Annotated in this window: 27 protein-coding genes; 12 read left to right on the forward strand and 15 right to left on the reverse strand. The window is 64.6% G+C overall.

Features of this window, described 5'->3' with window-relative positions; genetic code table 11:
- Positions 1–232: 232 nt before the first annotated feature.
- Positions 233–1,333: a histidinol-phosphate transaminase gene (gene hisC / locus C7451_RS04960; protein ID WP_110298004.1), complete on the forward strand. Its 1,101-nt coding sequence runs from the start codon at positions 233–235 to the stop codon at positions 1,331–1,333.
- The gene (locus C7451_RS04965) at positions 1,330–2,241 is read left to right on the forward strand and encodes a prephenate/arogenate dehydrogenase family protein (RefSeq protein ID WP_110297852.1); all 912 of its coding nucleotides are present in this window, start codon (positions 1,330–1,332) and stop codon (positions 2,239–2,241) included. The genes hisC and C7451_RS04965 overlap by 4 nt, the downstream gene beginning before the upstream one ends.
- A 241-nt stretch (positions 2,242–2,482) precedes the next feature.
- Here the strand turns inward: C7451_RS04965 and C7451_RS04970 are convergent, their stop codons facing one another.
- Positions 2,483–3,916, reverse strand: a complete 1,434-nt coding sequence (locus tag C7451_RS04970) for a M24 family metallopeptidase (RefSeq protein WP_110297853.1) — start codon at positions 3,914–3,916, stop codon at positions 2,483–2,485.
- Positions 3,917–3,954: 38 nt separating this feature from the next.
- Complete coding sequence (locus C7451_RS04975; protein ID WP_110298005.1) at positions 3,955–4,671, reverse strand: HAD family hydrolase; 717 nt, start codon at positions 4,669–4,671, stop codon at positions 3,955–3,957.
- Between the two features lie 142 nt (positions 4,672–4,813).
- Between C7451_RS04975 and C7451_RS04980 the strand changes: the two genes are divergently transcribed.
- From C7451_RS04980 to ribH, 5 genes are all read left to right on the forward strand, one after another.
- Positions 4,814–5,926, forward strand: a complete 1,113-nt coding sequence (locus tag C7451_RS04980; RefSeq protein ID WP_110298006.1) for an ABC transporter permease — start codon at positions 4,814–4,816, stop codon at positions 5,924–5,926.
- Positions 5,923–6,771: an ABC transporter ATP-binding protein gene (locus C7451_RS04985; RefSeq protein ID WP_110297854.1), complete on the forward strand. Its 849-nt coding sequence runs from the start codon at positions 5,923–5,925 to the stop codon at positions 6,769–6,771. The genes C7451_RS04980 and C7451_RS04985 overlap by 4 nt, the downstream gene beginning before the upstream one ends.
- A gap of 76 nt (positions 6,772–6,847) precedes the next feature.
- Positions 6,848–7,795, forward strand: coding sequence for an MlaD family protein (locus C7451_RS04990; RefSeq protein WP_110297855.1), 948 nt, complete (start codon positions 6,848–6,850; stop codon positions 7,793–7,795).
- Between the two features lie 11 nt (positions 7,796–7,806).
- Positions 7,807–8,400, forward strand: coding sequence for an ABC-type transport auxiliary lipoprotein family protein (locus C7451_RS04995; protein WP_110297856.1), 594 nt, complete (start codon positions 7,807–7,809; stop codon positions 8,398–8,400).
- Between the two features lie 41 nt (positions 8,401–8,441).
- Positions 8,442–8,864 (forward strand): 6,7-dimethyl-8-ribityllumazine synthase, encoded by a 423-nt coding sequence (gene ribH / locus C7451_RS05000; protein WP_110297857.1) that lies wholly within the window; start codon positions 8,442–8,444, stop codon positions 8,862–8,864.
- Between the two features lie 22 nt (positions 8,865–8,886).
- Here the strand turns inward: ribH and C7451_RS05005 are convergent, their stop codons facing one another.
- From C7451_RS05005 to flgB, 13 genes are all read right to left on the reverse strand, one after another.
- Entirely contained in the window at positions 8,887–9,897 is a 1,011-nt protein-coding gene (locus tag C7451_RS05005) for a flagellar motor protein MotB (protein ID WP_110297858.1), read from the reverse strand.
- A gap of 3 nt (positions 9,898–9,900) precedes the next feature.
- Positions 9,901–10,764: a flagellar motor stator protein MotA gene (motA, locus tag C7451_RS05010; protein ID WP_110297859.1), complete on the reverse strand. Its 864-nt coding sequence runs from the start codon at positions 10,762–10,764 to the stop codon at positions 9,901–9,903.
- 153 nt (positions 10,765–10,917) lie between these two features.
- Positions 10,918–11,781 (reverse strand): flagellin, encoded by an 864-nt coding sequence (locus C7451_RS05015; protein WP_110297860.1) that lies wholly within the window; start codon positions 11,779–11,781, stop codon positions 10,918–10,920.
- 16 nt (positions 11,782–11,797) lie between these two features.
- The gene (gene flgK / locus C7451_RS05020; RefSeq protein ID WP_110297861.1) at positions 11,798–13,129 is read right to left on the reverse strand and encodes a flagellar hook-associated protein FlgK; all 1,332 of its coding nucleotides are present in this window, start codon (positions 13,127–13,129) and stop codon (positions 11,798–11,800) included.
- A complete protein-coding gene (locus C7451_RS05025) occupies positions 13,126–13,479 on the reverse strand; it encodes a rod-binding protein (RefSeq protein ID WP_425266460.1) in 354 nt (117 codons plus the stop codon). The genes flgK and C7451_RS05025 overlap by 4 nt, the downstream gene beginning before the upstream one ends.
- A 5-nt stretch (positions 13,480–13,484) precedes the next feature.
- A complete protein-coding gene (locus C7451_RS05030; protein ID WP_110297862.1) occupies positions 13,485–14,597 on the reverse strand; it encodes a flagellar basal body P-ring protein FlgI in 1,113 nt (370 codons plus the stop codon).
- Between the two features lie 12 nt (positions 14,598–14,609).
- Positions 14,610–15,308, reverse strand: a complete 699-nt coding sequence (locus C7451_RS05035; protein WP_110297863.1) for a flagellar basal body L-ring protein FlgH — start codon at positions 15,306–15,308, stop codon at positions 14,610–14,612.
- A 6-nt stretch (positions 15,309–15,314) separates the two neighbouring features.
- Entirely contained in the window at positions 15,315–16,106 is a 792-nt protein-coding gene (gene flgG / locus C7451_RS05040; protein ID WP_110297864.1) for a flagellar basal-body rod protein FlgG, read from the reverse strand.
- 24 nt (positions 16,107–16,130) lie between these two features.
- On the reverse strand, positions 16,131–16,874 hold the full coding sequence (locus C7451_RS05045) for a flagellar basal body rod protein FlgF (protein WP_110297865.1): 744 nt from the start codon (positions 16,872–16,874) through the stop codon (positions 16,131–16,133).
- Between the two features lie 49 nt (positions 16,875–16,923).
- A complete protein-coding gene (locus C7451_RS05050; protein ID WP_110297866.1) occupies positions 16,924–17,754 on the reverse strand; it encodes a flagellar hook-basal body complex protein in 831 nt (276 codons plus the stop codon).
- A gap of 53 nt (positions 17,755–17,807) precedes the next feature.
- Positions 17,808–18,464: a flagellar hook assembly protein FlgD gene (locus tag C7451_RS05055; protein ID WP_110297867.1), complete on the reverse strand. Its 657-nt coding sequence runs from the start codon at positions 18,462–18,464 to the stop codon at positions 17,808–17,810.
- Positions 18,461–18,865, reverse strand: a complete 405-nt coding sequence (flgC, locus tag C7451_RS05060) for a flagellar basal body rod protein FlgC (RefSeq protein ID WP_244181609.1) — start codon at positions 18,863–18,865, stop codon at positions 18,461–18,463. Before flgC ends, C7451_RS05055 begins: the two co-directional genes overlap by 4 nt.
- A gap of 3 nt (positions 18,866–18,868) precedes the next feature.
- A complete protein-coding gene (flgB, locus tag C7451_RS05065) occupies positions 18,869–19,219 on the reverse strand; it encodes a flagellar basal body rod protein FlgB (protein WP_110297869.1) in 351 nt (116 codons plus the stop codon).
- A 238-nt stretch (positions 19,220–19,457) separates the two neighbouring features.
- Here flgB and C7451_RS05070 point away from each other — a divergent pair, with 238 nt between their 5' ends.
- From C7451_RS05070 to C7451_RS05090, 5 genes are all read left to right on the forward strand, one after another.
- Positions 19,458–20,159, forward strand: a complete 702-nt coding sequence (locus tag C7451_RS05070) for a MotA/TolQ/ExbB proton channel family protein (RefSeq protein ID WP_244181611.1) — start codon at positions 19,458–19,460, stop codon at positions 20,157–20,159.
- Entirely contained in the window at positions 20,156–20,638 is a 483-nt protein-coding gene (locus C7451_RS05075; protein WP_110297870.1) for a hypothetical protein, read from the forward strand. Before C7451_RS05070 ends, C7451_RS05075 begins: the two co-directional genes overlap by 4 nt.
- Positions 20,639–20,694: 56 nt before the next feature.
- Positions 20,695–21,243, forward strand: a complete 549-nt coding sequence (locus C7451_RS05080) for a flagellar protein (protein WP_110297871.1) — start codon at positions 20,695–20,697, stop codon at positions 21,241–21,243.
- A 115-nt stretch (positions 21,244–21,358) separates the two neighbouring features.
- Positions 21,359–21,646 carry a flagellar biosynthesis anti-sigma factor FlgM gene (gene flgM / locus C7451_RS05085; RefSeq protein ID WP_167398423.1) on the forward strand — a complete coding sequence of 96 codons (288 nt, stop codon included), beginning with the start codon at positions 21,359–21,361 and terminating at the stop codon, positions 21,644–21,646.
- The gene (locus tag C7451_RS05090; RefSeq protein ID WP_110297873.1) at positions 21,646–21,954 is read left to right on the forward strand and encodes a hypothetical protein; all 309 of its coding nucleotides are present in this window, start codon (positions 21,646–21,648) and stop codon (positions 21,952–21,954) included. Before flgM ends, C7451_RS05090 begins: the two co-directional genes overlap by 1 nt.
- Positions 21,955–21,958 lie beyond the last annotated feature (4 nt).

Consider the following 21,958-nt stretch of genomic DNA (forward strand, 5'->3'; position numbering starts at 1 on the left):
CTGTGTCTTAACTCACCCTGATTCCTGGGGCAACCTGCAATTCATCTCCCATACAGAAAATGTCCAGACTTAACATATGCTTGGGCAAGCGAGACAGCACCGGCGGCTTTCCGCCTGCGACGTTGATTTTGTTAAGCATTTCCGAAGATTTGCAGATATGGCTTCGGGATTGCCGCCAGGCCGGGCCCTTGGCTGCTTCCCCTTCTGCCCGACTCGCGCTATGCGCGCGCCCATGACCAGCCAGCCCCAGCCCAAATCGTGGATCGCCTCGATCCATGCCTATGTTCCCGGCAAGTCGGTCGGCGATGATGGCCGCCCGCTCGTCAAGCTGTCTGCCAACGAGAACCCCCTCGGCACCAGCCCGGCGGCACTCGAGGCGCGGCGGCACGGCGCGGCGCTCGCGCCTTCGCTCTATCCCGATCCGGACAGCACCGCGCTGCGCGAGGCGATCGGCGAGGTCCATGGGCTCGACCCGGCGCGGATCGTCTGCGGTACGGGATCGGACGAGCTGCTCAACCTCGCCGCGCAGGGCTATGCCGGGCAGGGCGACGAGGTCGTCTATGTGCGCTACGGCTTTTCGGTCTATGATATCGCCGCACGGCGCTGCGGCGCGACGCCGGTAGTTGCGCCAGACAACTTCTATGCCACCGATGTCGATGCGCTGCTTGCCTGCGTCACCGATCGCACCCGCGTCGTCTATCTTGCCAACCCCAACAACCCCACCGGCACGCTGACACCCCGGGCAGAGATCGCACGGCTGCATGCCGGGCTGCCGTCGGACGTGCTGCTGGTGCTCGACCAGGCCTATTCCGAATATCTGAGCGCCGAGGAGGACGACCACGGACTCGAACTGGCGCAGACCCATGACAATGTTCTGGTGACGCGCACCTTCTCGAAAATCTACGGGCTTGCCGGCGAACGCATCGGCTGGGGCTATGGCGCGCCCGGCATCATCGATACGCTGAACCGCATTCGCGGCCCGTTCAATGTCACGCTCACCGGCCAGGCTGCGGCGCTGGCGGCGCTGGCGGACACCGATTTCGTCGTCCGCTCGCGCGAGCATAACGCCCGCTGGCGGCTATGGCTCGCGGGCGAGCTCGCGCAGCTCGGCAATCATGGCGTGACCGTGGTGCCCAGCCATGCCAATTTCCTGCTCGTGCTGTTCGAAGGCGCGGTGAGTGCCGAACAGGCTTATGCGGCTCTGATGCAGGCGGGCTATATCGTGCGCTGGCCCAAGGGGCAGGGCCTGGGCCACGCGCTGCGCATCACCATCGGCGAGGAAGCGCACATGCGCGCCATTGCAACCGTGCTTCGCGATCTGGTCACCGCATGAGCCAGCCATTTGCGACCATCGCGATCGTCGGGCTCGGCCTGATCGGCTCGTCGATCGCGCGTGCGGTTCGCCAGGCGCTGCCCGATACGCGCATCCTGGGCTATGATCGCAGCGGCGATGTCTGCGCGCGGGCGCAAGCGCTTGATCTGTGCGATGGCTATCATGCCGAATTCGGCCCCGAACTGGCCGAGGCGCAGATGGTCATCCTGTGCGTGCCCGTCGGCGCAATGGCTGTGGCTGCGACGGCGATGGAGCCGCATCTGTCGGCGCAGACCATCATCAGCGATGTCGGATCGTGCAAGGCGAGCGTGCTTACGGCACTGCGCTCGGCGCTGCCCCAGGCGGTCATCGTGCCGGCGCATCCGGTGGCGGGGACCGAAAATAGTGGGCCGGAATCCGGCTTTGCCTCGCTGTTCAAGGGCCGCTGGTGCATCCTCACCCCGGATGACCGCGCCGATGTGGAGGCATGCGGGAAGGTTGCAGCCTTCTGGCAGGCGCTGGGCGCCAATGTCGAGACGATGGATGCTGCGCATCACGACCTCGTACTGGCGGTCACCAGCCACCTGCCGCACCTCATCGCCTATACCATCGTTGGCACCGCCAGCGATCTCGAGGGCGTGACGCAGAGCGAGGTGATCAAATATTCCGCCGGGGGCTTTCGCGATTTCACCCGCATTGCCGCCAGCGATCCGGTGATGTGGCGCGACGTGTTCCTGTCGAACAAGGACGCGGTGCTCGAGATGCTCCAGCGCTTTTCGGAAGACCTGTCCGCGCTGCAGCGCGCGATCCGCTGGGACAAGGGCGACGAGCTTGAAGCGCTGTTCACCCGCACCCGCGCCATCCGCCGCTCGATCATCGAGCAGGGCCAGGACGATGCGAAGCCCGACTTTGGGCGGACGCATCAATAGGGCAAGTTGCTCATGGACCGCGTGGCTTGAGACGCCCGACCCCGCTCAGCCTGAGCTTGTCGAAGGCCACGCGCTGCCTTTCCCCATGGCTCAACCGTTCTCCGGCGCAAGCCGGAGTCCAGGGGTGAAATCGCACTGCGATCGCTCTGGATTCCGGCTTTCGCCGGAGAGCGGTGCGATGAATTGGCGAGCCTTGGCGCGGGGCCTTCGACAAGCTCAGGCTGAGCGGTGCGGGGTCAGGTCACTCCCCCGCATCCGCGAAAGGCTCGGTCGGTAGCGGTGCCGGTGCTGCCCCATCTGCCGCGGCCGGCGCATCCGCCGCACCGCGGATCAGGTGGAAGCGTTCCTGCCGTCCGTCGAGATACGCCACCTTCTCGCCGTCGAAGAACATGTCCTCTTCGGTGCGGAAGGAGACGGCCTTGTCGCCCCATTCGGGCACGTTGTTGGTGACCGCGAGCTCGATCGACCAGGCAGTGTTGGCGCGGACCAGATAGCGCCCCGCCGGGCTGCTGTCCTGATTGTCCCAGAAGCCGATCGCCGGACCTGCGCCGTGCCCGTGAAAGCCGATCGGGTGCGAATAGATGCTCGGCTGATAGCCCGAGGAGATCGCTCTGGCGCGTGTAGCGGCGAGCAGGTCGTTGCCGGTCAGGCCGACGCGAAATTCGGACGTGAGCATGTCCTGCACCGCATTGGCGGCGGCCAGCCCCGCCTTCAGACCTTGCGGTGCGTCGGTCTCGCCGGGCTTGAGCACATAGGCGAGGTGCTGGGTATCGGTGTTGAGCCCGAGATAGGTGATGCCGAAATCGGTCCACAGCATGTCGCCGGGCTGGATGACGGCATCGCCGGTCAGCTCGCCCGCCTCGCTGGCGCGGAAGATGTTGATCGAGGGATGGAACCAGGTCTTGAGACCCAATGCGCTGATCTTCTCGCGCATCCACCATTGCACGTCCTCGGCCGTGGTCTGGCCCGGCGTGATCACCTTGTCGGACAGTGCCTCCGCTATGATCGCGTGCGCCAGCCGAACGATCGAAGGGTAGACCTCCATCTCCGCCGGAATGCGCGTTTCGAGCCAGCCGATGGCGAGCGGGCCTGCAGGCACGATGCGCTCGCGATATTCGGGCGACAGCGCGGCAACGAAATCCTCGTGCTGGCTGTGGCTGAGGCCATCGGCGAGCGCGGTCTGCGACGAGATGTTGAGCGCGATCTTCTGCGGATTGCGCTCGGCGACGATCTCGGCCAGGCGCTTCCACTGGTCGGGCTGTTGCTCGGGCGTCCAGGCGGGAGCGAACATGCCGGCAAGGCCATAGCGGCTCACCGTCAGGCGTTCGACCGGCTTGCCCTCGCCAGGATCGAAGAACACCAGGATCGTGCGCCGCCGCGCGTGCATCGATCGTGCATCGAGCATGGTCGCGACCACCGGGTCCTCGTCATATTCGCGGGCGATCAGCACCCACATGTCGACGCCCTGTTCGCGCATCAGCGCCGGAACGACGGTCTCAAGCCGCTGGGCAAGCCAGGCATCGCGCAGCTTTGCCTGTTCGCGCAACGGAAGCACGGCGGGATAATCGGGCGCTTCGGCCTCGGCCGTATTGCCCGGCGACTGGGCATGTCCGGGTACGGCAAGGGCAAGGCAGGCCGCAAGCGCAGTCGTCAGGATCGAGGCAGCAGTTTTCATCGAGCGTCTCCGCTATCTTTGTCGGCCAAGACGCGTGCCTAGCCCGTCAGCCCCTGTTGCGCCACCCCCGGCGGGGGCGCGAGCGCTCCGGGCCATTCCAGCTCGGGCCAGCCGCGTTCGCGCGCGACAATCCGCATCGGCATGTGTGCATTGGTGACAAAGGCTTCGTGTGCCATGTCCAGCATCGGGATGTCCGAGACATGGTCCGAATAGCACCGGATCGTGCATTGTGCAGGGTCGAGCTGGTGCTCTGCCATCCAGGCTGCAATCATTTCGGCCTTGTGCGGACCATAGCAGTTATGGCCCGCAATGCGCGGCTGGACGGTCCCGCGCGACACGATCAGATCGGTTGCGATCACATCGTCGATACCCAGGCGTCGCGCGATGGCCTCGACATAGAGTCGGTAGGAGGCGGTCGCGATCACGATGCGATAGCCTTCGGCCCGGTCGGCGGCGATCCGCTCGATCGCGCCGGGCCGGATATTGGTGGCAAAGACATGCTCGGCATGCGCCGCCATGGGCTTGGCGATCGATGCCACCCGCAGCTTGCCCAGCAGCAGCTTCTGGTTGATCTGCTTGAGCTCTTCGCGGCTTACGAGCCGCAGGACATAGCCGATGGCGGCCAGCAGGGAAAAGGGCAGCAGCAGCAGGCGCAAGGGTTTGCGGCGAAGCGCCATCCACAGCAGGAAGCGCGCATAGGTCGGATGGACGGTAATCGTCCGATCCATGTCATAAAAGGCCAGCCTCTCCCCCACGGCGGCAAGCAATAACGCCAATGCGACGGGAAACAAGCCGGTGCATGCAGCGTAGTGCGATGATGATGCCGGAAACCGCTGCGACCAAATGTGCGCCAAGGTGCTTGTGATCGCACCGTTTATCGCACAAGAAGGGCGGTATATGGGTGCCCCTGCGGATTTTGCGATTGAAGAGCGCGGTGAGTCCGGCGCGGTGCTGCGCTTTTCCGGCAATCTCGACATCACGACCATTGCCCAGCTGGACAAGCGCCTCAAGCAGATCGACCAGCCTGTCGCGCTGATCGATATGGCCGATGCGGGCCATATCGACACGGTCGGCGCGTGGATCGTGTATCGCCTGGCGCGGGACCAGCGCTGCGAGATCGTGAACCTGAGCGAATCGGGCAGCCGTCTGGTGGAAGCGGTAGGCCGGTCCGACATCAGCGATATCGAGCCGCCGCACCGGCCCAATGTGCTGTCGCGAACGCTGGCGGGCATCGGCGAGGCCACGATGACGGCCCTGGGCTCCATGCTTGGAATGCTCGGCTTTTTCGGCGCGCTGGTGCGGTCCGTGATCTCGCTCGTCGCGCATCCCGGCAGGTTCCGCTGGGCCGCGACGGTGCGTCATTTCGAGCTCGTGGGCGTGTCTGCGCTGGGCATTGTCGGGTTGATGAGCTTCCTGATCGGCATCGTCATCGCGCAACAGGGTGCGGTGCAGCTGCGCCAGTTCGGCGCCGAGGTGTTCACGGTCAACCTGGTCGGGCGACTGACCATCCGCGAACTCGGGGTGCTGATGACCGCCATCATGGTGGCCGGGCGCTCAGGCAGCGCCTTTGCCGCGCAGATCGGCACGATGAAGCTGACCGAAGAGGTCGATGCGATGCGCACCATCGGCGTCTCGCCGGTCGAGGCGCTGGTGCTGCCGCGCGTGACTGCAGCGGTGCTGATGATGCCGCTGCTCGGCTTCTATTCGATGATCGTCGCGATGATCGGCGGCGCCTTCCTGTGCTGGATCGTGCTCGAGATCCCGCCTGCGACATTTGTGGTGCGCATTCAGGAAGTGGTGCCGATCACCGACTTCTATGTCGGGATGATCAAGGCGCCGGTTTTCGGCCTGATCATCGCGCTCGCTGGCTGCTATCAGGGGATGCAGGTACGCGGCAATGCCGAGGAAGTGGGCTCGCGGACCACTGCCGCTGTGGTGCAGGCGATCTTCATGGTCATCGTGCTCGACGCATTCTTTGCGGTCTTCTTTACCGAAGTGGGCTGGGGATGAGCGCCGCGCGGGAAAAAGAATGCGATGTTGCCATCCGCATCTCCGGGCTGACCAACAGCTTCGGTGAGCAGGTGGTGCACGAGGACCTGTCGCTCGACGTGCGGCATGGCGAGATTCTCGGTGTGGTCGGCGGATCGGGCACCGGCAAGTCCGTGCTGATGCGATCGATCATCGGCCTGCAGCGTCCAGATGCCGGGCGCATCGAGGTGCTGGGAGAATCCATTCTCGACGGCGAGGAGGAGGACGTTTCGATCCGCAGCCGCTGGGGCGTTCTGTTCCAGGGCGGCGCCCTGTTCTCGACGCTGACGGTGGCGGAAAACGTGATGGTACCGCTCGCCGAATTCTATCCGCATATCGACCGCAGTCTGCGGCGCGAGATTGCGCTGTACAAGATCGCGCTGTCGGGCCTGCCCGAGGATGCGGCGGACAAGTATCCTTCCGAGCTTTCGGGCGGCATGAAGAAGCGTGCAGGTCTGGCGCGCGCACTGGCGCTCGATCCCGATGTGCTCTTCCTCGACGAACCGACCGCCGGCCTCGATCCGATCGGTGCGGCGCGCTTCGATGCGCTGACCCGCGAGCTGCAGCGGACGCTGGGGCTCACCGTGTTCCTGATCACGCATGATCTCGATACGCTGCACGAGATCTGCGACCGGGTGGCGGTGCTCGCCGACAGGAAGGTGATCGCCATCGGCACCATTCCGGAACTGCTCGCCACCGACCATCCGTGGATCCAGGAATATTTCAATGGTCCACGCGGCCGCGCTGCCGCCGTCAGCCATGCCGACGAGGAGCGCAAGAAGACGCGGTTGCCGGCCAGCAGCAAGAGCCGGGGGTTCCTCCGGTGACCGGGCAACTGACCTCGCAACTCTGGGCCGCTTTGGCGGTTTACAGCATCAGAACATCAGGGGCATAACCAAAGCCATGGAAACACGCGCCAATCATGTCTGGGTGGGGACCGTCACCCTGGTGCTGCTGGCGGGCATTGCCGCCTTTGTCATCTGGCTGGCGGGCCTGGGCGAGACCAACCGCAACCCCTATGACATCTTCTTCAAGACATCGGTCGATGGCATCGCCAAGGGATCGGTCGTCGCCTATTCGGGCGTGCCTTCGGGTCAGGTGACGGAAATCGCGCTCTGGGCCAAGGACCCGCAGTTCGTGCGCGTGCGGATCGAGGTCGATGCGCATGTGCCGATCCTCGAAGGCACCACCGCAACGATCCAGGGCGTGGGCTTTACCGGCGTGTCGCAGATCCAGCTCGATGGCGCCAAGCAGGGCGCGCCCGCCATTACCGAGCCCGGGCCCGAAGGCGTGCCCGTGATTCCCACCAAGCCGGGCGCGCTGGGCGAACTGCTCAACAACGCGCCGCTGCTGATCGAACGGCTGGCGACGCTGACAGAGCGCTTCACCCAGGTGCTTTCGGACGAGAACCAGAAATCGATCTCGATCCTGCTCAAGAATTCGGGGCGTCTGACCGGTGAGCTGGCCAATTCCGCCCCGGAACTGCGCGCCGCACTGGCCGAGCTGCGCGTCACCCTGACAAAGGCTGGCGTCGCTGCCGAGCAGCTGGGCATGACCGCGCAATCGACCAAGGAAGTGCTCGACAGCGAGGGCCGTCCGCTTGCGCGCCAGCTTTCCAAGACGCTGGCCGATACCGACAAGGCACTGGTCAAGCTGACGGAAACGCTGGAAGAGGCCAAGCCTGGTCTGCGTCAGTTCTCGACCACGACCCTGCCGGAAACCGAGGCACTGGTGCGCGATCTGCGCGTCACCGCACGCGCGCTGTCTGCCATTACCGAAAAGATTGACCAGGAAGGCGCAGGCGGGCTGCTGACAGCCCCGCCGCTGCCCGACTATGAGCCGAAGAAATGAGAGGGGCCAGCATGACCGCCACCGTCCGATCACTGCTGTCTGCCGGAGGCGCCTGCCTCTTGCTGGCCGGGTGCGTCAGCTTCGGGTCCGAAGCGCCGCCGCAGCTGCTGACTCTGACCTCGAACGCGACCCCGGCTGCCGGCGCCATGGCTTCCGCCTCGGTGACCGATGCGATCGTCGTTGACGTGCCGACAGTCGAGCGCACCCTGGATCAGGTCCGCGTGCCGGTGCAGGTGAGCGACAGCGCCATCGCCTATGTCAAGGATGCGGTCTGGGCGGACAAGCCCGCGCGACTGTTCCGCACCGTGCTGGCGGAAACACTTGCGGCCGGGAGCGGGCGGCTGGTGCTCGATCAGGTCGAGACCGGCGCCGAGCGCAGCACGATGCTGTCAGGCCAGCTCCACCGTTTCGGCTATGACGAGGATGCGCGCGCCGCCATCGTGCGCTTCGATGCCGTCGTGCGCAAGCCGGGCAGCCCCTTGCGCAAGCAGCGCTTCGAGGCAAGCGTGCCGGTAGCGACGGTTGACGCGGTCACGGTGGGTGCGGCATTGAACCAGGCGGCAAACGCTGTCGCGGCGCAGGTCGCGGCCTGGACCGTCGGCTGACGATCGCACCCCTTTTCCATTACACACAGGATTTCCGAACCATGGCGCATTTCCTCATCGTCGAGGCACGCTTCTACGACCATCTCAACGACCTGCTGCTTGAAGGCGCACGCGCCGCAATCAAGGCGGCGGGGCACACCCACGAGACGCTCACCGTGCCGGGCGCGCTGGAGATTCCCGCGGCCATCGCCATGGCATCGGAAACCCAGCGCTTTGACGGCTATGTCGCGATCGGTGTGATCATTCGCGGCGAAACCTATCATTTCGAGGTCGTCTCGAACGAGAGCGCGCGTGCGATCATGGCGCTGACCCTCGATGGCCTGCCGATCGGCAACGGAATCCTGACGGTCGAGAACGAGGCCCAGGCGTTGACCCGCGCCAGGAAGGACGAGAAGGACAAGGGTGGCGACGCTGCCCGCGCCGCCATCACCATGCTCGAGATTTCCGAAAAGCTCGCCGGCTGAACCGCTGCGCGCTGCCGCTCCCTTATTTCACGGGAAGCGGCGGCGGCACCGGACGTGACGGCATGGCGCCGGGGGCGCTCACCGATCGGGGCGGGGCACTTTCGCCCTTCGCCGCATCGGTAAAGGCCAGCGTGATCGAGATGCGCCGGTTGGCCGGATCGTTCCGGTCCATCGGGTTGTAGGGCTCCTTGTCCGCCACGCCCTCGATGCGATGCACCTGGCCGGGATTGATCCCTCCCATCACCAGCGCCCGTCGCGTCGCTTCCGCGCGGCTGGTCGAGAGCATCCAGTTGTTCATCGTCTTGCCCGATGCATAAGGCAGCGAGTCGGTATGCCCGCGGATGATCACCGGGTTGGGCATGCCGTTGATCGCCTGCGCCACCTCTTTGAGCAACTCGTTCGCCTTGGGCACCAGCTTGTCGGTCGACAGCGCGAACATGCTGAAATTGGCCTCGTCCACCAGATCGATGCGCAGACCCTCGCGGGTGTCGGTAAAGCGGACGTTCTTCAGCAGCTTCTCCAGACCGCCGCTCGAGCCCAGACGTTCTTCGAGCTGCTTCTTGAGCTTCTCGAACTGTTCCTTTTCGGCAGCCTTCTGCGCCTGCTGCGCCTGCTTCATCGCGGCACGCTGCTCTTCGGTCATCGTGCTGTAGGCGCTCTTGCCAGCCTCGTCGGCCGTGCCGGTGGCATCCTGGGGAATGGTGATCGTGCGGGTGCCGGTCTGACCTGCCCGGTTGGGATAATCGTCACGGCCGACGATGGATTCCCCGCCGAACAGCCCGTTGGAGCCGGCGCTGCCCGATTTCAGCTCGACGATCGTCGGCGCGAAATAGTCGGCAATCGCCTTGCGGTCCTTTTCCTCGGTCGCACCGAGCAGCCACATCAGCAGGAAGAACGCCATCATTGCCGTCACGAAGTCAGCATAGGCCACCTTCCACGCGCCGCCATGATGGCCGCCATGGCCTTCCTCGATGATCTTCTTGACGATGATCGGACGGACATTCTCGACCGGATCGGGCTTGCGCTTCGCCATGGCTTAGCGGCCCCGCATGCCGTCGAACACGTCGGCAAAGGTTGGCTGGTTGGCATGGCCCAGGCTCGAGCGTGCGGCCTCGATCACCAGCGGCTGCGGATGGCCGTGCAGCGATGCGATGATGATCTGCTTGGCGACGTGATACATCGCGCCATCGGCCTCGATCACCTGCTTGCAGCGGTTGGCCAGCGGTCCGACCAGGCCATAAGCGAGGAAAATCCCGAGGAACGTTCCGACCAGCGCCGAGCCGATCATCTCACCCAGAATGGCCGGCGGCTTGTCAATCGAGCCCATGGTCTTGACGATCCCGAGAACGGCCGCGACGATCCCGAGCGCGGGCAGGGCATCTGCCAGGTTCTGTAGCCCGTCGGCGGGCCCCACAGCTTCGTGGTGATGCGTCTTGATGGCTTGGTCGACCACGTCCTCCACCGCATGCGGATCGAGCTGGCCCGACGAGACGACGACCAGCCGCAGCGAATCGCAGATCAGGTGGATCAGCGTCGTGTCCTTCAGCAGCGTGGGATATTCGGAGAAGACCGAAGAGCTTTTCGGATCCTCGATATGCGGCTCGAGCGCCACCGGACCTTCGGTGCGCAGCATCTTCATCAGCTTGGATACCAGGAAGATGCAGTCGAGAAAGTCCTGCTTCTTGTATTTGGCACCCTTGAACGCTGTCTTGACGCCGCCGCCGATCGCCTTGATGTGCGGGCCCGAATTTCCGATCAGCATCGATCCGGCAGCAGCTCCGCCGATGATCATCATTTCGAGCGGCAGTGCGTGAAGGATCACGCCCATGCTGCCCCCGGCCAGAATGAAGCCGCCGAACACCATGACAATCAGGACGACAAAGCCAATTGCTGCGAACATCGCGGTTCCCTTGATCGTGGTCCATGCGCACCGGACGGTGGCACAATGCGGGCCCAAACCGGCCCGTTCAGATCGTAGAACGGCTTTTGCTGAACGTGGTTAAGCGCAAAACAGGGTTAATGGATCGAGCCTGCCCGTTAACCGCGTGCGCGATCAGCGCAGATAGTCGAGCAGCGACTGCTGCGAGATCTTGGCATAGACGGCCTGGGTTGCCTGCAGGTTGGTGAGCAGCGTCTGCAGCCGGGTCAGCGCCTCGGCCACATTCGCATCGACCAGTTCCGACCGGCGCGAGGCGAGGGCAAGATTGCTCTGCTTCAATTCCTCGCGGGCGAACTCGATCGACCCCTTCACGACGCCCTGCCGGGTGAGCAGCTGCGTCATCCGGTCGATGGCGCCGTCCAGCGCCGCGATCTGGGCGCCGCGGGTCGCAGGACCAGTGGTCGGGTCTGCATCGCGAATGGCGGCTGCCGTATCAGCCATGATCTGCCCGAGGCTGCTGGTCGCTCCGCCGCCGATATCGATATTGGCCTGAACCTCGTCGAGATTGGGCGCTGCCACAACGAAGCGTGCATCGCCCATCGGGATGCGGATCGCCGGTCCGGTACCGAAGAGCTGCCCGCCGAAATTGTCGCGCTGGCCCAGGGCGTCGTTGAAGTCCGAATTGATGCCTTCGACTTCCAGCGCGAGCACTTCGGGGTCGGTCGGGCTGATCGTTCCGGTATTGGCCAGGAGCAGCAGCTCGCGGGTGCGGATCAGGCCGCTGACGATCGTGTTGAGGCTTGCCTCCGCCTGGTTGGCGCGGGTGTCTGCGCGGCCAAGATTGTTGACCCACGCGGCTTCGTCGCCCTGAAAGCGCGAGATGTTGGACGCTTCCAGCCAGGCCTTGGGGTCGTTCGAAGGCCGGGCAATGCGGCTTTCGCCGCCCACCAGCGCCTGCTGATCGGCGATCTGCTGGCTCAGCCGCACCTGACGGGTGACATCCTGTGGGGCGCGATAGCGGTTTACGGACTGGACCATGGGATTTCTTCCGACCTCAGAACACGTTCAATATGGATTGCATGGTTTCGCGCGCGACCTGAATGACCCGGGCGGACGCCTCGTACGCCTGTTGCAAGCGGATCAGATCGCCTGCCTCGCGATCCAGATCGACCCCCGAAATCGCATCACGGCGGCGCCGTGCGCCCTCATCCAGCGCGGTCGCGGCATTGGATTCGCTGCGCAGCGCCGACAGGTTGGTGGCAAAGCCAGCCATGAAATTGTTCCACTTGGTCTCGACGCCATCGGTGGTGCGCAAATCGGGAATGTTCAGCAGGTTGCCATTGGGCGTGCCATCGGCCGCTGCAACTGCAAGCTGCGCGATGTCGGTGGTGGTCACCGTCAGTGTCGAGATTCCGCCGGGCATCGAGAGCAGTGGCGCGCCGGGAGCGCCAGCCAGCGTGCGACCATTGGCCTGCCATGTATTGATGTCGGTGACGAACTGCTGCGCCAGCGCGGTCAGATCGTCCAGCCTGCCCTGCGCCGTCGCTCCGGCGCGGCTCAGACCTGCCAGCGAGCCTTCGCTCGGCACCGCGACCGCGACACCGTTGACCTGCAGCGCCAGGCTGCCATCGGTATTGCTCGCAACCGCCACATTGGCAAAGAAGTTCACCGCTGCCAGCTGCTCGCCGCCATAGGTCAGGCTTGCCGTGCCATTGGGGGCGAGCGTGATGGTGGCATTCAGTTTTTCGGTGATCGTGGCCAGCATCGCATCGCGCGCGTCGAGCAGGCCGGCATGGGCGTCGGTGCCTTCCATGGTGCGCGTGATGTCGAGATTGATCTTGTTCAGATTTTCGAGCGCGGCGTTGAGCGTATCGACTTCCTGCGTCGCGCCCTGGCTCACCTGTTGCGCGGTCAGCGTCATGTTGCCGGCGGTGCGGCGAAATGCATCGACCACCGCGTCGAGCTCGCTCAGCAGGGTAAGCTTCAGCGAATTGTCGAACGGGGCAGCAGCCACCTCTTCGGCGCGGCTGAAAAACGTGTTGAGCCGCGATCCGACATTGGATCCGGCATTGTCGAGATTGGTTTCCAGCCGCTCCATCCAGGTCAGCTGGGTTTCGGCGCGGATGCGTGCGGCGCCGCTCTGGCGAACCTGCGCCTCGATGAACTCGTCGGACGCGCGGACGGTCTGCGATATCTTCACGCCATTCAGCCCGGATTGGGCCTTGTAGGCAGGGTTCAGCGAGCTGGAGACCGTGGCATCGCTCATCTGCACGGTGCGGCGGACATAATCGGGATTTTCGGCATTGGCGATGTTGTGCGACACCGCCTCCATCGATCGTGAAAATGCGCGCAGGCCCGATCGGCCGATGGTCAGCAGGTTGCTCATGGCTTGTCGATCCCGAACTGCTTCAGCACCATGTCGGCGATGCCGAAGCTCTGTTTCTTGGCCATGTCGTCGGCGACGCGCGCGTCCATCAGGTCGCGGAACTGGTCGGTCGCCGAAGAGCCGAGCAGCGTATCGCCATCGGTGGCGGTGCGCATGGCGCCGATCATCTGACGCAGGAAGATGGCCTCGAACGATTGCGCCGCCTTGCGCAGATCTGCCTTCTCCGCCTCGCTCTTGCCGGGCGCGGCAGCATCGGGTGCGCTGGCAGCGTCGGTCAGCGCCCTTGCAGGCTTTGCGAGCGGCATCGCGGCGCTGGTCCGGGCCAGCGGGAATGCGGCGGAGGCGTGCATCACGGTCACAGGATCACCAGCTCTGCCTTGAGCGAACCGGATTGCTTCAACGCTTCCAGGATCGCAGCCAGATCGCTGGGCGATGCGCCGATCGCGTTGATGGTCTCGACAATCTCGGACAAGTTGGCACCTTTCGTGATTTCGAATGCCGGGTTCGTCTCTTCCTCGATCTCTACCTGGCTGCGCTGTTCGACAGCGGTCTGACCCTGGCTGAACGGTGCGGGCTGCACGACCGTGGGGGCTTCCTGCACCTTCACCGTCAGCTTGCCATGACTTACCGCCGCAGGCCCGATCCGCACCGCGCCATTGATAACGACCGTACCCGTGCGCGCGTTAACAATTACTTTCGCCGCAGCCTCGGCCGGGGTCACCGGAATGTTCTCAATTCGGGACATCATCAGCACGCGTTCCTGCGGCGTCACCGGGGCGGCGATCCGCACCGACACGGCATCATTGGCGACTGCCAGCGCATAGCCGAACTGGCCGTTGATCGCGTCTGCCACGCGCATCGCGGTGGTCAGGTCGGCATCGTTCAGGTTGAACAGCAGGTGCGGGCTCTGGTCGAACCCGGTGTCCACGGCGCGTTCCACCGTCGCCCCGCCGGCGATGCGACCGACCGACGGAATGTTGACCACCGTGTTGGATCCGTCCGCGCCGGTCACGCCCAGTCCGCCCACCGCCAGATTGCCCTGGGCCATGGCATAGATCTGTCCATCGGCACCCAGCAGCGGCATCATGATGAGCGTGCCGCCGCGCAGCGACTTGGCCTGGCCTATGGCGGAAACGGTCACATCGAGGCGCTGGCCCGGCTTGGCCATCGGCGGCAGCTCGGCCGTGACCATGACCGCAGCGGCGTTGCGGGTGGCCGGGTTGATGCCTGGCGGCAGCGTCAGGCCGAAGCGGTTGGTCACGCCGCGCATGGCGAGCGTGGCATATTGCAGATTGTCGTCGCCGGTTCCGGGCAGGCCGACCACGATGCCATAGCCGGTCAGCTGGTTGGCACGCAGACCCTGGAATGCGCCAAGATCCTTGATCCGTTCGGCCTGGACAGGCTGTGTCGCGGCACACAGCGCCAGCAGCAGCGCGGCGAACATGCGGAAGGTTGAGGCAAGGGTCATGTCAAAGGGCCTTCAGAACGGGCTGATGATTTCGAAGAAGCGCTGCAACCAGCCCTTCTGGCTGGCGCGGGCGATCTCGCCGGTGCCGCCATAGATGATCTGCGCATTGGCAACGCGAGAGGAGGGAACGACATTCTCCGCGCTGATATCGACCGCGCGGACGATGCCGCTGAAGCGGATATGCTCTGCGCCGCGGTTGAGGCTGATGAGCTTTTCGCCGCGCACCAGCATCGTGCCGTTGGGATAGACCTCCGCGATGGTCGCGGTGATCTGGCCCTGCAGCGAGTTGGATTGCTGCGCCGTACCCGTACCCTGGAAGCTGGTATTGCCTCCGGCGCCGATATCGCTGGGGCTGAAGAAGCTGAACGGGCCGGTCGCAGGCGGGGTCAGGCCGATGGTGCCATTGCGTTCGGTATTGGCGCCGTTGGACTTGGCCGCCTGGGTGCGTTCGACCAGCGCGATGGTCAGCACATCGCCCACCATCGCGGCACGTGCGCCATTGGTCAGCGCCGAATAGCCGTTGCTGGCCTGAAAGATCGCGCCATTGGGCACGGCAGGCGCCGGCTGCGGCATCGACAGGGTCGGCGCATAGTCCGGATCGGGCTGGATCGGCGCTTTCTTCTTCTTGGCAAGCGCCGGCGTTGCCGCGCAGAGCGCGACAACCAGAGCTGCCGTCAGGCCGTGGCGAAGAGAGGTGCGAAGCATTGTCATCTATCCTCAGCCGACCTGCTGGTTGGCGAACTGGAGCATCTCGTCGGTCGCCTTGATCATCTTGGAATTGACCTCATAGGCGCGCTGCGTCTCGATCATGTCGACCAGCTCCTCGACGATATTGACGTTCGATCCTTCCAGCACGCCCTGGCGGATGGTGCCCCGGCCTTCGATGCCGGCTGCGCCGGTGACCGGCGGGCCGCTGGCGGCAGTCTGGGTGAGCAGATTGTTGCCGATCGACTGCAGGCCGGCGGGATTGACGAAGCTGGCAAGCTCCATCTGGCCCAGTTCGCTGGGATCGGTCTGCCCGGCAAGCGTTGCCGAAACCATGCCGTCCGAGCCGATGGTGATGCTGGTGACGCCCGGCGGGATCTGGATGTTGGGGACGACCGGCAGGCCTTCCTGCGTGACCAGCAGACCGTCTGCGGTCTGGGTGAAATTGCCGGCGCGCGTGAAGGCAAAGCTGCCATCGGGCAGCTGCAGCTGGAAATAGCCATTGCCTTCGATCATCACGTCGAGCGCGTTGTTGGTGATCTGGGCCGAACCCTGGGTTTCGATGCGGCTTGTGTTGGCGACCCGGACCCCGGTGCCGACCGAAAGGCCGGTGGCATAGCGGTTCTGCGCATCGGCGCGGGCGCCCGGAGCAATCTGCTGCTGATAGGCCAGCGATTCGAAATTGGCCCGGTCGCGCTTGAAACCGGTGGTGTTCACGTTCGCCAGGTTGTTGGCGATGACGCGCATCTTGGTGTTCTGTGCGTCCAGCCCGGTGCGGGCGACCTGAAGGGCTCCGTTGCTCATCTCTTCATTCTCCGTTCGTCAGGCTCAGCTCGGCATCCGCATGATGGATGCGCCGCCATCGTCCATTTCCTGCGCGGTGGTCAGCATCTTGACCTGGGTTTCCCAGGCACGGCTGGCCTCGATCATGTCGACCAGCGCCTGGGTCATGTTCACATTCGATCCTTCCAGCGCCCCGGTGGTTACCGTGGCATCGGGATCTTCGGGCAGGGCGCCGTCATTCGGCACCCGGAAAAGGCCATCAAGGCCCTTCTTGATGTCGCTGCCTTGCGGGCTGACCAGCTTGAGCCGGCCCGCCTCGATCGGCTGGTTGGGATCGCCGCCGGCTGGCACGATCGAGATCGCGCCGTCGGACGAGATGCTGATCTTGTCCGCCTGGGGCAGCGTGATGGGGCCGCCTTGGCCGAGAACGGGATGCCCGTCCCCGGTGGTCAGCAGCCCGCTTTCGTTGACCATCAGGTCGCCGCGCCGGGTATAGGCCTCTGCACCGTCGGGCGCCTGGACGCCGAGCAGCGCGTCGCCATTGAGCGCGATGTCCAGCGCCCCGCCGGTCATCTCGACCGTGCCCGCGTTCATGTCTGCGCCGACCACGGCCTCGCTGGTCGAGGCGCGGCTGGCCAGACCGTCGCCCTGCACATAGAGCGCACGGGCATTGACGATCTCTGCACGAAAGCCTGTCGTGTCGGCATTCGCCATGTTGTTGGCGATCGCCGTCTGGCGGTTCATGATGCCCTGCATGGCTTTCAGGTTGATGTGGATCATCTTGTCCATGTCAGGGCACCTTGGTGTTTTGCTTTACAATCGGGTTAAGCGCCGGTCATCAGACCTGCAGGTTGACGATCGTCTGGGTCAGCGTGTTGGCGGTTTCGAGCGCCTGGGCGTTCGCCTGGAAGTTGCGCTGGGCGGCGATCAGGCTCACCAGCTCTTCGGTCAGGTCGATATTGGCCGCTTCCAGCGTACCCGAGCGCACCGTGCCGAGAGGGCCGTTGCCTGCCTGGTTGAGCAGTGCGGTCCCCGAAATGCCGGTCGCCTGCCAATGCGCATCGCCAATCGGGCGAAGGCCTTCGGCTGCAGCAAAGCTGGCCATCGCGATGGCCCCCAGACGGGTCGAGCTGCCGTTGGAGAAGGTGGCGGTCACCACGCCTTCATCGCCGATCGTGATGTTGGACAGCACTGCAGTGGCATCATTGGGGTCGTTCTGCGGCAGCACGAAGTCGAACATGTCGGCCTGGGTATTGCCCGTCACCTGGCCGTTTGCGTCGACGGGCAGCATCTGAACCTTGTTGCCGATATTGTCGACGACCTCGCGGTTGACGTTCACCGAGAAGGAACCGTTGCGGGTATAGCTCTGCACCTGGCGCGGTGCGGGACCTTCCACCACGAAGAAGCCGTCACCGGCAATCGCGAGGTCCAGCGTGCGATCGGTCGTGTTGAGCGAACCTTGCGTGAACTGCTGGATGATGCCGGTCAGGCGCACGCCCTGTCCCGCCACGGAGCGGGTGCTCTGGGTCGGAGCGGAAGCGAACAGGTCACCAAAATTGGCCTTGCTCTTCTTGAAGCCGGTCGAGTTGCTGTTGGCGATGTTGTTCGAAACGGTCGCGAGATCGGTCTGGGCCGCTTTCAGGCCGCTGAGAGAGGTGATGAAGGACATTTGGGCTACTCCTCAGTGTAATTGCGTGGATCGGGTTGTTGAAGGCGGATGCGTCAGGCGATGCGCTTGGCGCTGGAGGCTAAGATGGAACCGGCAGGCGTGACCAGCATGGCGTCGGCGCCGACGCTGCTGGATTCGACGGCCGTGACCGGCAGCCAGGTCGAAACGGTGGAGGGTGCCGCTCCCTTGATGCGCACCTTGAGCGGGCCGATATCGGCCGGGTTGCCATTATCGTCCTCGCTGATCAGCTGGAACGGAACCTTGCCCGCCTGCAGATCGCCCATGGCCTGGGTGTGGATGACGTTGCCTGCGCTATCGAGCCATTCGAGCGAGACATTGCTCGCCGGGGTGTTGAGCGTGAACTCGCCGGCGTAGCGGCCCTGCGCATCGGAATAGGCGGTGTCGCCATCCTGCAGCACCGACCGGCCGATGAAGTTCGAGGCTTCGGCCAGCCGCGACGTCCCGAACGATCCTGCGATCGCCTTGAGCGACGCATTCATCTCGGTGATGCCGGCCACCTGGCTGAATTGCGCCATCTGCGCGACCATTGCCTGGTTGTCGACCGGATCGAACGGATCCTGGAACTTCAGCTGGGCGGTCATCAGCTGCAGGAACGATGCCTGACCGAGCGATTCCTGGCTGTTCTTCGAGGCAACCGGCTCGGTCTTCTTCTGCAGACTCGATACGAAGTCATTGGTGATCGTCGTCATTTGCCCATCCTCACGGTATCGAGGATCAGCGACTTGGCCGTCTGCATCACCTGCACGTTGTTCTGGTACTGCCGGGCGGTTTCCAGCATATCGATCAGCTCGGCGGTCTCATCGACCCCGGCATCCCAGACATAGCCTTCGCCATCGGCCAGCGGATTGGTCGGATCGTGCCGTCTGACCGGCTTGATGTCCGACTGGATGACCTTTTCCACCTGCACGGTGGCGACGCCGGGGCGTTCCTCGATCGTCTTGAAAACCGGCTTGATAGCGCGATAGGCCTCGGCCTCGCTCGCATAGGTGGTGCGCGCGTTCGCCAGGTTCGATGCGGTCGTGTTCATCCGCGACAGCTGCGCCGACATCGCGCGGCCGGAAATGTCGAAGATGTTCATGGGACCGGGCATGGCTTATTCTCCCTTGATCGCGCGGGTCAGCGTCGCGACGCGGCCCTCAAGGAAGGAAAGCGTGGTCGAATAGCCGATGGCATTCTCGGCAAACAGCGTCTGTTCGGTCGACAGTTCCACCGTGTTGCCGTCCATCGAAGGCTGCAGCGGCACGCGATAGCCGGCATTGTCGCCCAGCGCAGCGTCCAGCGTGTCGCCGCTCTGCACGCGCTGCATGGCCTTGTCGAAATCCAGGTCACGCGCCTTGTATCCGGGAGTGCCGGCATTGGCGATGTTCGATGCCAGCATCGACAGCCGCTGCGATCGCAGCTGCAGCGCCGTGCCGTGCATTCCGAAGATCCTGTCTGCCCCCATGGGACCATTCCTCTTAACCTGTGGCTGCACCTGCCGTCTTAAGCGATGGACAGAATGCGTCGCCCAAGGGAGAAGCAAAGCCTGTGCCAATTGCTGCAAGCGCCGGAAATCTGCGGTTCTTGACGCGCGGGGTCCGGGTCCTGCGTCAACAAACCGTGGGTGGGTGGCAATTTTCTGCCATCCCGGCGGCAATTTTCTGCCGCTGCATCCGGCGACCGGGGGTTTGAACGGATACGCAATGTCGATTGCCGCTTTTCTCGATCCTGTCGCTCTGCTCGGCGTGGCGGGCACCAGCTTTGCCGTCGCCTGGGCGCAGAACGGCACTACCGCTGCGATGAGCGGCCTTTCCGCCTTGCGCCGCGAATTGTGGCTGAAGGTGCAGGAACAGGCCGATGAAGGCCATCGGGCCGTGCTGCGCATCGAGCATGTCGTCGAAAGTCGTGGCCTGAGTTGCGCCGACCGCGTCAAGTCGGGCGGAGCCTTCGTCTCTGCCGCAGCCGATGCCCTGGCCAATCACCATTCGCTCGATGGCTTTCAGGCTGCGATCATCCGGCTGGCGGCGCATCGTCGTGCGCGCCTGACCGCCATGGTGCGTTTCTGGGAGAACGTCGCCGATTGCGCGCCCGCGATGGGCATGCTGGGCACGGTGATCGGCCTGATCCTGCTGTTCGGCAATGTAAGCGACGCTGCCTCGATCGGGCGGGCCATGGCGGTCGCGCTTCTGACCACCTTATATGGCCTGGTACTCGCCAACGTGATCGCCGGGCCGATCGCGCAGCGGCTGGCGCGGATCGCGGGCGAACAACTGGGCTGGGAAGAGGACGCGGCAAGGCGGCTGGTCGAGATCGGCCGACGGGAATATGCCGATATCGCCGCCGCTGCGCAGAAACGCCAGGAAGAGGCCGAAGCCAGGGCTGCGCGTCCGGCGGAGCATATATGACGCCTGCGCAGCGGACCACCTTGTCGTTTCTGGACCTGGCCTTGATCATGACCGGCGTGATGGCGATGATCGCCAGCGTCGGCGATCGGCATCCGGCGGTTGCGCAGGCGATATCGGAGCGGTTCGAGCCTTCCGAAGCCAGGCGCGCCCGGCAGGTGCAGCTTCAGCTCGCAAGCCTGTTCGAGCCGCAGGACGCGCGGCTGACGGCAAAGGGCAGGCAGGCGATTGCCGCCCTGGGCGGCAAGAACCGGCAGGCGGAATTCGCCATTGCCGTGCCGGTGGTTGCCGCGAGCGGTGTCTCCCGGCTTGATCGGTGGGAACTTGCCGCAGCGCGCACCGCCGCGATCATGCGGGCTCTGGCCGACCAGGGCGTCGGCGACAGTTCCATGGTGCCCGATCTGGCGCGACCGGGCGGCAGGGCAGGGGGCGCGGCGCAGGCGGTACGGATCACCATCCGGGCGCGCCCGGCCCATCGTTGATCAGTTTCTGGCACGGACCTTGCTGTGACCGGGGCACAGTCATCAAAGGACCGTCCATGCCCCATTTCAAACCTCGCCTGGCGTTCAGCCTTGCCGTGCCCCTGCTGACCCTGTCTGCGGTGGCCCAGGCTCAGGCCATTCAGGATCTGAGCGAAATCGACGTGCTGGTCGCAGCGACCATGGGCGCGGGCATCGGCGAACCCGGCGGCGCTCGCGCTCCGGTGGATCGTCGGCTCAAGCTCAAGGCATGTCCGGTGGCGCTTGAAGTGACGGGCCCCGATCTGGGCGCTGCCGCGGTGCGCTGCCCGGCGCTGGGCTGGCGCATTCGCGTTCCGCTCGATCTGGCCGCCGAACGGCAGCAGTCCGTGTCCGTGGCGCGCCCGGGCCAGGGACGTGCAGCAGCAGCGCAGGGCGCAGAAGCGGTCAAGCGCGGCGAACCCATCCTGCTCACCGTCGACCGGCCGATGTTCTCGCTCTCGCGCGTGATGATCGCCGACAAGGACGGCCGGGTGGGCGAAGTCATTCCGGTGCGTGACGATCCCAGGGGCAAGCCCATCTTCGTGCGCATCGTCGAACCCGGCCGGGCCACCATCCTCAGTAACTGAGCCGTTTACCAGCGCGTGCAAGATCGCGTTAACCCTTTGTCAAAAAATCGCCTTAAGCAACCCGTGCGAAGGCCGTTAAAGGACGTAAGTCATGCTAGAACGAGGTCTTTATTCCATGTCCCGCATATCAGCCTATGGCAGCCCGACCGTCGGTGCGACCCGTAAGGGCGGCAGCACCGAAAAGACCGTCGGCGCAAGCGCTGCAGCGTCGCCGACCGACAACACCGTGCGTAACGCGCCGTCGGTCAGCAGCTTCCTGCAGACCGCATCTGCCTCTGCACCGATCGACGAGGGCCGCGTCGCCGCGATCCGCGATGCGCTGGCCAATGGAAGCTATGTCATCGATGCGGAAAAGCTTGCCGCCAAGATGATGGAGCTCGATCTCGGCGTAGTAGTCAACTGATGCAGGGCGAACTGCTTGAGCGCTTTGCGGACACGCAAACCGCGCTGATCGCCGCGCTGGACGCCGGAGACACCGAAGCCATGATCGCGCACACCCGCGATCTGGGCGTCATCACCGATGCCCTGCGTACCCAGGGTGTGCTGCGCGCCGACGCCAGCACCCGCAGCCAGCTGGAAACGCTGATGAAGTTCAACGCGGCCGCCGCGCAGCGCCTGCGCTTCCTGCGCGACCATGTCGAACGCCGTGTCGCCGCCATCCAGGGCGAGCAGGCGGTCGCGACTTATGGAGGCCGGGTAGGCCGCCGCTGAATTT

This window comes from Blastomonas natatoria (assembly GCF_003201955.1).
Lineage (GTDB): Bacteria > Pseudomonadota > Alphaproteobacteria > Sphingomonadales > Sphingomonadaceae > Blastomonas > Blastomonas natatoria.